The sequence below is a fragment of the Streptomyces sp. NPDC057474 genome, from assembly GCF_042802555.1.
GTDB lineage: Bacteria > Actinomycetota > Actinomycetes > Streptomycetales > Streptomycetaceae > Streptomyces.
Genome location: NZ_JBHVDX010000306.1, coordinates 1 through 9,562 on the forward strand (window position 1 = coordinate 1; position 9,562 = coordinate 9,562).

The window sequence follows — 9,562 nt, forward strand, 5'->3', positions numbered from 1 at the left end:
GCGGTGTGCCCCGGCCGGGCTCTCGCCGTTCCGGCCGACGCCACCGTGACGGCAGGGAAGCGCGAACTACGCCGCGAGCCGCCGACGCCCGGTTGAGGTGACGGCTGACGGAGTGGAGGCGATGCCCACGACCTCGACCTGAATCCCCCACGCTGCGAGCGTCCTGGCCGTCTGTACCAGGGTGACCTGTGAGAACGGGAACAGGGTGTCGGCGGTGAGGTTGGCTCCGTCCTTCAGCAGGATCGCGAAGACGACCTTCGACGGCCGGAAGGCTTCCGGCAGGCAGCGCCCCTTACGTGCCGCTGCCACCTTCTCGGCGAACCGTTCCCTCCCCTCCGGGGAGTTCCGCAGAGTCTGCACGGCTACGAGTGCCTGGCTGAAGAGATGGCTCAGCGCATCGGAGCCCTTGGCGCGCTTCACCATGATCAGCGCGTTGTCCGGGCTTAGGAGATCACACATCTCCACGCCGTTGCCGCGGTGCAGCGCCGTCTGGACGTTGTCGCGGTCGAAGCAGACGTACCCGGGCCGCTGGTCCGGCACGGACGCGTTGTAGGTGCGCTCCGTCTCTCCGACGACCCACGGGGGCAGGTCCACGGACGAGGAGCGCGTCATCAGCCGCTCCGCGTGTGAGCGGATCACCTGCAGATACACCCGGTCGATCTCGTACCAGTGCTCGTCCATCAAGAAGTACCGGTGGGAGTCCAGGGACACCTCCGCCTCGATCCACCGGAGCGCGCTGGAGGTCCAGATCTCGTCGGCCCGGCTGGCGCGGCTGTGCCGGTAGAGGGTGACGGTTCCTTCCCGGAGTGCGGTGACCCGCCTGCCGGCGCGCTGGACACGAGCTCGGCAGAGGACGTAGCCGAGGTCGAGGTCGTCGGTCGCCCGGACGGCCGTGTCGCTGTTGATCCTGGCCCTGAACGCCTGGGCGGCGGTGTAGTCGTCCCAGTGGTCGGCGGGGACGGCGACTCCGATCCTCCCGTCGGACTCTTGACCGAGGAGATCGTCGAGAACGCTCTCCAGGCGGGTGACAAGGCCGGGATCGTCGACAGGTACGACATGCTCGACGAACTCCAGCTCCGGGCTCGGCCTCTCCTCACGCAGGACACGGGCGATCGCACGGATGTCGGCGATCAGGTCAGCGCCTTCCACACCGAGCCGCAGACGCAGGCCGGCACCACCCTCGGCGCTGAAGATCCTCGCCGGGTTGTCCCGGGAGATGGTGAGCGGGATGCCGTCCAGGTGACCGCCGAGGCGGCGCACGATCTGGGCGTGCTCGACGATGCCCAAACTCCAGACGGAGGCGCCGCCCGGGACGACAGTGATGTCGGTGCGGCCTCCGCCCGGGGTGTGCGACACCACGTCCCGGATTCGGGTGGGGTCCACCCGGCGGGACGCGAAACTCAGGCCGAACCGGTGATCCTTCAGGCGGTCGGGAACCAGGCGGAAGCCCTGGTCGTAGCCGATGGCGTACACCTCGCCGTCGACGGCGAGCATCAGCAGTCCGGCCGAGCGGTTGACCGGCCGCGACACCTCGATGCCCGTCGTACGGAAAATCTCGTCGCACCAGCTCGCGACGGACTGCTCGAAACTGCCGGTGACCAGGACCGCCGGCCCACCAAGGTTCTCGGGGAAGTCGAAATCCGCGTGCACCTTCTCCAGCTGGCGCGCATCCAGAGCGTCGAACATCCCGTCGACGGTAGGAGTGACGCCCCTGAGCCGGTACAGGGTGCGCTTCGACGTGCGGGTTGCCATGGTGTCGCTCCTCTCGTGCGGGGCGGCGACAGTCGCCCTGGTGGTGTCGTTCTCAGGTGCGCCGCCTTCTGGGAGCGGCCGTTCTCAGCAGGCCAACAGGGCGACGATCGCGGCGACTTCGGCCCGCCACGCACGCACCTGGTCCTCCGTGGGACCGATCTCGTACTGGTGGTAGTGGCAGCCGAGGCAGAGCTGGCTCCACGCGGCCTTCGCCCGGCGAGCGGTCCCGGCTTCGGCGCAGCCGCGAAGCCACAGGAGCGCGGCCCGCATGGAGCCCTCACGGATGGTGCGGGGTGCGCCGTGAGTGGCGAGACGGGTGGCGACCGCGCTCTCCAACGCGGCGCGGAGTGCGAAGGCGGCACCGCGGCACCGACTCGCCGCCGTGGCGGTGAGGGTGAGGGTTACGGGCGGGGTGGGTCCGGCCGTACTGGCTCCCGTCGTGGCGGACCCGCCCGCGACGGGGCCGGTGGAGGCAGAACAGCCGTTGTCCGCGATAAGCAGGTCGGCGGTGTCCAGCAACTGACGGATCGTCGTGTTCACGGGGTGACCTCCTCCGGCATGCGCACGGTTTGGGCGACGGCCTTGACGTCCTCCACGAACCGGCGGGGATCGGGCATCGAGGTGCCCGACGGGTGGGCGCCCTCCTGGCACTGCCGGATAAGGTCCACCGCTCCGGGGCCGCACCGTCTGCGCAGCTCGCGGTAGACGTCACCCGCCGTCTTCGACGGGTCTCCGAAGAGCCCCAGGGCCGCGATGTCCAGCAGCCTGACGGCCGCCGCGACGGTCTTCTCCGCCTCGTGCTCGGGCAGTCCGGCGCGGTGCAGGCGCAGCCACGCGGCCTCGGAGAAGGCCCGCTCCAGGACGGTGCGGCAGAGGCCGGGCAATACGTGGGTCATGGCGACCAGCGGGAGGTTCGGCGTACGGGGCGAGGGCACGCGCGTCGTCCAGTGCCTGTCGTGGAGGCCCGCGTCACCCGTCCGGGTGACCGGCTTGCAGGCGCAGGATGCGGACGGTTACGTTCGCCGCGACAACCGCAAACAGATACGGCCCCCGGCCGGGACTGGCATCCCGAACGAGGGCCTGACCGATCAGGAAGTGACACCTTCCCGATGGCTGACCCTCAGTCTAACGCGCCCCTGCGCGCCGACGCCGGAGCTCCGACCTCCGGCGTGATCCACGTACGCACCCGGCTGACGGCCGACTTCACGGTGATCTCCAACACCCTCGCGCAGCGACGCGGCAGCGCGGTCACGGTCGGCGTCGCGGCGTACATCTCCTCCCTCCCCACCGGCACCCTCGTGAGCATCACCGCCCTGTGCGAGCACTTCGACGAGGGCGAGATCCTCATCTCGCGGGCGCTGAGAGAGCTGGAAGAGGCCGGATACCTGGAGCGCCGCCGCGAGCGAACCCCCACCGGCCAGGTCCGCACCCGGACGTACTTCTACGACGTACCCGGCGGCGAGCCCGACCCGGATCCCGACGGGTCTCCCAGGCCGCCCAAGCTTCGTCGACCCCGGAAGCAACCCGCCGCCACTTCCGCGCCCGCGTCCGGGGCCGTGCCGGACACGGTGGAGACGCTCGTACCGGCGGAGGAGGCTGCGGAGCCGGAAGCGAAGACCGAGGCGGAGGCACCGGTCCCGCTCGCCGACGCCGACCCCCGAGCCATCGCCGTACTCGCCGGCCTCCGCCGGGTCGACCCCCGCCTCGTCCTGTCCGAACGGGAAGCCGCCCGCCTCGCCCCGGCCGTCACCCGGTGGCTCGGGGCAGGCCTGCTGCCCACCCAGATCACCGACCACCTCACCGCACGACTCCCAATGGACCTCCTCGTCCGCCCGGTCGGCATCCTCGCCTACCGGCTCAGGGAGACTCCGCTGACCGCACCGGCGACCGGAAGCCCCGAGACCCCAGAACGCCCGGCGGTCCTGAGGATGCGGAACTGCGACGGCTGCGACCGGGGCTTCCGCTCCGCGGGACACAGCCACTGCCGGGCCTGCCGGACCCGGGACCAACTCCCCGCGACCGGCTGAGCCGGTGGCCGGGCGCGGTCCACCCGCAGGTAGGGCCAGCCACAAGTACACCGTCGGTCACGGCGCCACCGCGCGAACGAGGAGAGTACCGATGTGGCCAGGGCGTGGGGCATCAAGTACCTGGGCGTCAGCCGTGAGGAACCCGGCCCGGGTGAGCAATCGCTCCCACACGGCCGGGCGGTAGCTGTAGCGGTAGGTGAACATCGCCTTGCCCGCGAAGCCCCCCTTGTACATGCCCTGCGGCCCGTAGGCGCCCGGGATGGCAGGCGGCTGCGAGAAGGCGAAGACGCCCCCGGGCCTGAGCCGCTGGCGGACGAGCGGGAAGAGGCGGCTCGGGTCGGTGAACCAGGCGGCTCCGAAGATCGAGTAGACGGCGTCGTACGCGGCCTCTTCCTCGCTCAGGTACCGCAGGACCTCGGAGCACACGAACTCCGCGCCGGTACCGGCCCACTTCGCGGTGGTCTTCTTGACCATGACCGGAGACAGGTCAATGCCCCGAGCAGCGATGCCACGCTGAGCCAGGTAGGCGAGAGCGCGGCCGGTGCCGCAGCCGATCTCCAGAACGCAGCGGGGGTCGCCGAGCAGTTCGGGGCCGGGGCCGTGACCGGCGTACTGGGTCCAGGAGAACCCAGGCTCCGAGTCGTCCTTGAAGGCGGAAGCGGCGAAGGTGTCCCACAGCTCCGTCTCGGCGGCGATGTCGTGGTGTGCAGGCAAGACGATTCCTCTTCGCAAGGGACGGCCCCTGCCTCAGGGGACCGAGGGCAGGGGCCAGGGTAGGGCCGTTCAATGGCTGTCGGGGACCTTGTTGTCGCACGGCGAGCAGTCCGTGCCGTCGATGGCCCACAGCTCTTCGTCGATGTCGAAGCCGATGGACATCAGGAAGTCCGCCGTGCGCAGGCACAGGCCGTCACGGCGACGCTCGATGAACGGGGCGTGGTGCTTGTACCGGCCCTCGTTGTACGCATCGCACAGAGCCCACCACACCGGCGTGTCGAGGATGAGCTGGTGGACACCGATGTCGACGAGCTTGCCGACCCCGAGGTGGACCTCCGGGTGCTCCATGCAACCGATGGTGTACATGACCGCGTTGCTCAGGACGCGTTCGGCCATGTCGCGGACCATCGTGTGATCGCGCAGCAACAGGGGGACCTCCCGGTCCCACAGGCTCATGCCGCTGTCGAGGACATTGACGGTCAGGTGCCTGATGTGCGGCTGGACGGCGTTGAGCAGCTCCTTCGGTTCCCTGGTGCGGGTGTGGGAGGGGTTGTCGAGCATGACGGTCATGAACGTTCCCTTTCTCGGCGGTGGCGTGCCGCGCTGGTAACTCGCCCCAGCGGAGGTTTGTGATCCTTCGGAGGAATGGCTATGGGAGACGGGCGCGGTCATCCGAGACGCTCCGCCCGGTTCATCTCGGTCACACGGGCGCGCAGTACTTTGGTATCCGTGGCCTGCCGGATGGCATCGGGGTCCGCGTCCCACTCACGCCCGCCGCCGGGGGGTCTGAGCTGGACGTAGGGGCCGGCTCGCCCCATCACGTAGCCGATCTTGTCCGTCTTCATGTCGATGACCAGGGCGCCGTTCCCTTCCCGCGTCGCCATCACTCACGGCCCCCTCGCCGAAGTGCTTCCGTCAGTCGTTCAGCGACGTCGGCGCGGACGCGCCCCAGCTCGACGAGTTTCAGGTCGGGGTTCGCGAGGTCGACGCCGAGGGAGGGAAAGACGATCCCGGCCTCAGCGAGCGCCGCCCTCAATGACTCCACTGCCGCGTGCGGGTCGACGTCCCGCAGTTCCGTCGTAGCCATGAACAGGACGCTAGAGAGGTGGAGTTGATGGCCGCCATGGAAGTTGCGCAAAGTTGCTTGACTGTATGGCGAGGTTGCGCACCGTTGCTGATATGGGTCGACGGAACCCCCACCGGAAGACCCTGACCTCAGGGAGGCTTGGGAGATCAGTCCCCCAGGAGAAGGACGTGATCATGGCCCGACGACTGCGTTTCAACGGCACGGGCAGCGGCGTCAACGGGTGCCCGTCCATCCACGAAGACCTCGACACGGGCGAGGTCATCGTGCACGGCCCAGCCCTCACCGACCCGCACGATGTCGCCCAGCTCAGGCACCTGAGCGAGGGGGAGGTACCCATCGTGGTGCCACGGGAAGTGCTCGTCGACTTCGCACCCAAGGAGTTCACTCGCGTGCCGGACATCATCGGGTTGGACGAGTTCGACCGACTCTTCACGCAGTTCGAGCACACGGCGTGGCGTCTGGAGAGCCGCCGCCGGTACGCGTCCGACGAGCTCACGGACACGTATGCGCAGTTCACCAACGGCAAGCCCGTCAACTGGGAGGGCGTCGACGCCGAGTGGTGTGCCGAGCGCCGCGAGCAGACCGGGCTCGGCAAGAGGTTCGAACGGGTCCGCACGATCGACGATCCGCCGACGGCCGGCCAGCTCTATCTTCTCGACAACGCACGCCGCAACAGCGGTGTCGGCGAGGACATCCGCAATCTCCGGCGTGTGGACGCCCACCGGCTCGGCCTGCCCGACGAAGACTTCTGGATCTTCGACTCCCGGCTGGTCGCTCTGCTCAATTTCGACGACGCCGACCACCTGGTCAACGTCGAACTGATCACGGAGCCCGCAGCGGTCCTGCGGTACGCCATGGCGCGTGACGCGGCGATGCATCACGCCGTCCCGTACGAACAGTTCGCGGCGCAACTGACTGCGAAGAAGGACTGAAAGCAGGTGCGTACCGGTGAGCACGGACTATCAGCAGGCACGAGAAGCTCTCGGTGCGCGCCTACGCGAACTCCGGCTCTCCGCCCCTGGACGTCGGCTCACCGGCACGGAACTCGCCACGCTGTACGGGTGGAACAAGTCCAAGGTCAGCAGGCTGGAGAACGGCAGGCAGACTCCAACACCCGAGGACCTGCGCAAATGGGCGGAGGCAACCGGCCAGTCCGAGGCATACGACGAGTTGGTGGCCCGCCTCCGGGGCTTTGAGTCCCACATCCGGTCCTGGCGGCGACAACTGGCGGCCGGGCACAAGCCAGTCCAGGACACCCACCTGAGCGCTCATGCCGACGCCTCTGTGTTCCGTGGCTGGGAGCCCGCCATGATCTTCGGCATTCTCCAGACGCCGGACTACGCCCGGTCGATCTTCACGAGGTACTCGGAGCTACAGCGATCGCCACGTGACACCGAAGAGGCAGTCCGGTCCCGCATGAAACGGCAAGAGACGCTGTACGACTCCTCGAAGCGTTTCCACCTCATCATGTGGGAAGCCACCCTGCATGCCTTGGTCTGCCCGCCTTCGGTGCTCGCGGCCCAACTCGACCGACTCGCAGGAGCCGTCGGACTGGACACCGTAGAGCTGGGGATCATCCCCCTGTCTGCCTCGCTCAAGATTCCCCCGGCCACCGCCTTCTGGATCTACGACGACCGCCAGGTGATCGTCGAGAACTGGCACGCGGAGTTGTGGATCGACGACGAGGCCAGCGTGGACACCTATCTCCGCACCTGGAAGACACTCCGGGAGTCCGCCGTGTACGGCGCTGAAGCGCACAACCTCATCAGCGCCGCACGACGAGCGTTGCACTCACGTTGAGGCCAAGCCCATGTCCGAGGAGCTCGCGCTCGACGGTGTGAGTGCGCCCGAGCGTGTGTTTCTACTTCGCGGCGGGTGCCCAGAGCGCGGCCACGATCTCCATCTGCTTGAGGACCAGGTCGATGGCCTCGCGCTCTTCCTCCGGCGGGTAGTCGAACATCGCCAGCACGCGGCGGATGCGGGTGCGCAGCTTCGCCCGGACGGGCTCGCGGGAGAGCCAGTCGACGGAGAGGTTCTTCTGGATGTCCCGCACCAGGGCTCGGGCGATCTTGGCGAGTGTGTCCTGGCCGCCCTCCATCAGCTTGGCCATGTCCTTCTGGGCGACCGCGTCGTAGAAGGCCAGCTCGGCGTGGCTGAGCGGCGGGTCGAACTGCTCGCCGCGGCGGGCCTCCGCCGACACCTCCCTTGCCAGGGCGGCCAGTTCGGCGATGACCTGGGCGCTGGTGAGCTGCTGAAGCATGTACCGCTTCGGACGTGGAGGAGGTCCTCCCCGCCATCGACGCCGTACTGCTGCTCACCGCACTCCGCGACGACGAACCCGTGCCCGACATCACTCTGCCGCTGTCGGCGTGCGAGGACGGCGACGCAGGGGAGCATCCTCGCCTCACGCAGGAGGATCTGGACCGGGACTTCAAGGCAGATCTGGCCCGGGCGGATCAGCGCTGGGAGGAGATCTGGGGCGACCATGCCTGGGCGGACTCCGACGAGCGGGACTCCCACCGGGCCGAGCATCGTGCCGAGGCCGAAGGGGAGGCGATCAAGGACCGTGGCCGGCGGGCGGCAGCCCATGTCGAGGAACTCGTCGCCCACAGCGGTGACCCGCTGTGGCCCGACCTCGTGGAGGCGGTGGAAGCCGGCGACCGAGGGCGCGCGGTCCGGATGCTGGCCGCCGAGTGTGCGGCGGCGCGCGCGACCGAACCCACCTACAAGCTGTACGAGGTCAACCTCTCGGCGCAGTACGAGTCGTCGCCCATGTCCCTCGGCGCCCTCGGCGAGTCCCTGAGCGACTTCGAGACCTGGTTGAGGTCGCCCAAGGCCGAGTGATCGGCCAGAAGTACGCCCGCCCCGCGCAACGCAGTAACAAAGCACTGGCCCCACCGGGCCTCCGCCCGGCCCGGGCTCAGCCCGACAGGGTCTTGAGACGCGAGACCGCCTCCTCCAGCACTTCGGTGTGCTCGCAGAACGCGAATCGCACGAAGGGGGCGTCGGCCTCGCGGTGGTCGTGGAAGACGGCGTTCGGGATGGCGACGACGCCCGCCCGCTCGGGCAGCGCGCGGCAGAAGGCGAAGCCGTCGGTCTCGCCGAGAGGGCGGCTGTCGGTGGTGATGAAGTACGTGCCCGCCGTTCGGAAGCCCTCGAACCCGGCGTCCGAGAGCCCCGGCGCCGGCAGGTTCCGTTTGGGATGTACATCCGGCCCGGACGCGACGTAGGTCAGGAACTGCTTCGCCGCGCGCACGGCGGAGACCAGGGCCGACGCGGCCGTCACCCCAGGCGACACCGCGTTCACCCACCTGTTCGCGTGGGTCCGGACCGGTCTCACAGCCGTACCGCCGGGCTCGGTGACAGGGCGCTGGCCGCCGTATCCTGACCACACACGGGAAGGAGCCGTCCATGAGCGTCGACGCGATCGTGCACACCGAGTTCCCCAAGGGGTACACGGTCCTGTTCGGGGCCGACGGAAAGGTGATCATGACCCCCCAGAGCGAAGAGCACTCCAGCACCATCCGGTCGATGCAGATCGACTCCGCTCTCGCCCTCGGTCGTCACGCGAAGGTCACCTCCGATGTCTACATCGATTTCCCCGCCGACGAGAACTCCGCCCCCGACCTGGCGATCCTGCGCGAGGACGCACGCAAGGAAGGCAAGCGCTACGGCTTCGAGGACGTCCTGCTGATCTCCGAGGTCGTCTCGACATCCTCCGCGCGCAAGGACTATGACGACTGCACCGTCAAGTATGGCCGCTACGGCATCCCGATCTATCTGGTCGTGGACCCGTACGCCCAGGAAGTCGTCGTCCACACCCAGCCGACCGCCACGGGTTACATCGCGGCTCACACCCACAAGTACGGAACGGGCAAGCTCCCCATCCCCCTGGCCGACGGCCGCACCTTCACCCTCGACCTCGACGAGCTCCCGCGTCCGGATCCTGAGGGAGACACCCGCTGACGAAGCACTCGCGGCG

At 68.7% G+C, this 9,562-nt stretch carries 13 protein-coding genes and 1 pseudogene; 5 read left to right on the top strand and 9 right to left on the bottom strand.

Annotation, left to right across the window (positions count from 1 at the left end; translation table 11 throughout):
- Positions 1–66: 66 nt before the first annotated feature.
- The 3 genes from ACFU53_RS43665 to ACFU53_RS43675 all read right to left on the bottom strand — a co-directional run bounded on the left by ACFU53_RS43665 (position 67) and on the right by ACFU53_RS43675 (position 2,648).
- A complete protein-coding gene (locus tag ACFU53_RS43665) occupies positions 67–1,752 on the bottom strand; it encodes a TIGR04141 family sporadically distributed protein (protein ID WP_384005378.1) in 1,686 nt (561 codons plus the stop codon).
- Between the two features lie 84 nt (positions 1,753–1,836).
- Positions 1,837–2,292: a hypothetical protein gene (locus ACFU53_RS43670; protein ID WP_384005380.1), complete on the bottom strand. Its 456-nt coding sequence runs from the start codon at positions 2,290–2,292 to the stop codon at positions 1,837–1,839.
- The gene (locus ACFU53_RS43675; RefSeq protein ID WP_384005381.1) at positions 2,289–2,648 is read right to left on the bottom strand and encodes a hypothetical protein; all 360 of its coding nucleotides are present in this window, start codon (positions 2,646–2,648) and stop codon (positions 2,289–2,291) included. The genes ACFU53_RS43670 and ACFU53_RS43675 overlap by 4 nt, the downstream gene beginning before the upstream one ends.
- Before the next feature lie 213 nt (positions 2,649–2,861).
- On the opposite strand from ACFU53_RS43675, the gene ACFU53_RS43680 reads away from it, so the two are divergent.
- The gene (locus ACFU53_RS43680) at positions 2,862–3,779 is read left to right on the top strand and encodes a hypothetical protein (RefSeq protein WP_384005383.1); all 918 of its coding nucleotides are present in this window, start codon (positions 2,862–2,864) and stop codon (positions 3,777–3,779) included.
- Between the two features lie 57 nt (positions 3,780–3,836).
- On the opposite strand, the gene ACFU53_RS43685 is transcribed toward ACFU53_RS43680, so the two are convergent.
- The 4 genes from ACFU53_RS43685 to ACFU53_RS43700 all read right to left on the bottom strand — a co-directional run bounded on the left by ACFU53_RS43685 (position 3,837) and on the right by ACFU53_RS43700 (position 5,580).
- Positions 3,837–4,493 carry a class I SAM-dependent methyltransferase gene (locus ACFU53_RS43685; protein WP_384005385.1) on the bottom strand — a complete coding sequence of 219 codons (657 nt, stop codon included), beginning with the start codon at positions 4,491–4,493 and terminating at the stop codon, positions 3,837–3,839.
- A gap of 69 nt (positions 4,494–4,562) precedes the next feature.
- On the bottom strand, positions 4,563–5,063 hold the full coding sequence (locus tag ACFU53_RS43690) for a hypothetical protein (RefSeq protein WP_384005387.1): 501 nt from the start codon (positions 5,061–5,063) through the stop codon (positions 4,563–4,565).
- A 98-nt stretch (positions 5,064–5,161) separates the two neighbouring features.
- Positions 5,162–5,377, bottom strand: a complete 216-nt coding sequence (locus ACFU53_RS43695; RefSeq protein ID WP_384005389.1) for a hypothetical protein — start codon at positions 5,375–5,377, stop codon at positions 5,162–5,164.
- Positions 5,377–5,580 carry a hypothetical protein gene (locus tag ACFU53_RS43700; protein WP_384005391.1) on the bottom strand — a complete coding sequence of 68 codons (204 nt, stop codon included), beginning with the start codon at positions 5,578–5,580 and terminating at the stop codon, positions 5,377–5,379. Before ACFU53_RS43700 ends, ACFU53_RS43695 begins: the two co-directional genes overlap by 1 nt.
- Positions 5,581–5,753: 173 nt before the next feature.
- On the opposite strand from ACFU53_RS43700, the gene ACFU53_RS43705 reads away from it, so the two are divergent.
- Together ACFU53_RS43705 and ACFU53_RS43710 are read left to right on the top strand one after the other, a co-directional pair.
- Positions 5,754–6,512 (top strand): DUF6879 family protein, encoded by a 759-nt coding sequence (locus ACFU53_RS43705; RefSeq protein ID WP_384005392.1) that lies wholly within the window; start codon positions 5,754–5,756, stop codon positions 6,510–6,512.
- Between the two features lie 16 nt (positions 6,513–6,528).
- Positions 6,529–7,380, top strand: a complete 852-nt coding sequence (locus ACFU53_RS43710; protein WP_384005393.1) for a helix-turn-helix domain-containing protein — start codon at positions 6,529–6,531, stop codon at positions 7,378–7,380.
- A 61-nt stretch (positions 7,381–7,441) separates the two neighbouring features.
- Here ACFU53_RS43710 and ACFU53_RS43715 read toward each other — a convergent pair whose 3' ends face one another.
- A complete protein-coding gene (locus ACFU53_RS43715; RefSeq protein WP_384005395.1) occupies positions 7,442–7,840 on the bottom strand; it encodes a type I restriction enzyme endonuclease domain-containing protein in 399 nt (132 codons plus the stop codon).
- Between the two features lie 14 nt (positions 7,841–7,854).
- Between ACFU53_RS43715 and ACFU53_RS43720 the strand changes: the two genes are divergently transcribed.
- A complete protein-coding gene (locus tag ACFU53_RS43720) occupies positions 7,855–8,424 on the top strand; it encodes a hypothetical protein (RefSeq protein WP_384005397.1) in 570 nt (189 codons plus the stop codon).
- Between the two features lie 76 nt (positions 8,425–8,500).
- Here ACFU53_RS43720 and ACFU53_RS43725 read toward each other — a convergent pair.
- Positions 8,501–8,866 (bottom strand): annotated as a pseudogene (locus ACFU53_RS43725) (aminotransferase); the annotation flags it as partial.
- A gap of 125 nt (positions 8,867–8,991) precedes the next feature.
- Here ACFU53_RS43725 and ACFU53_RS43730 point away from each other — a divergent pair.
- On the top strand, positions 8,992–9,546 hold the full coding sequence (locus ACFU53_RS43730) for a Uma2 family endonuclease (RefSeq protein ID WP_384005399.1): 555 nt from the start codon (positions 8,992–8,994) through the stop codon (positions 9,544–9,546).
- Positions 9,547–9,562: the final 16 nt, after the last annotated feature.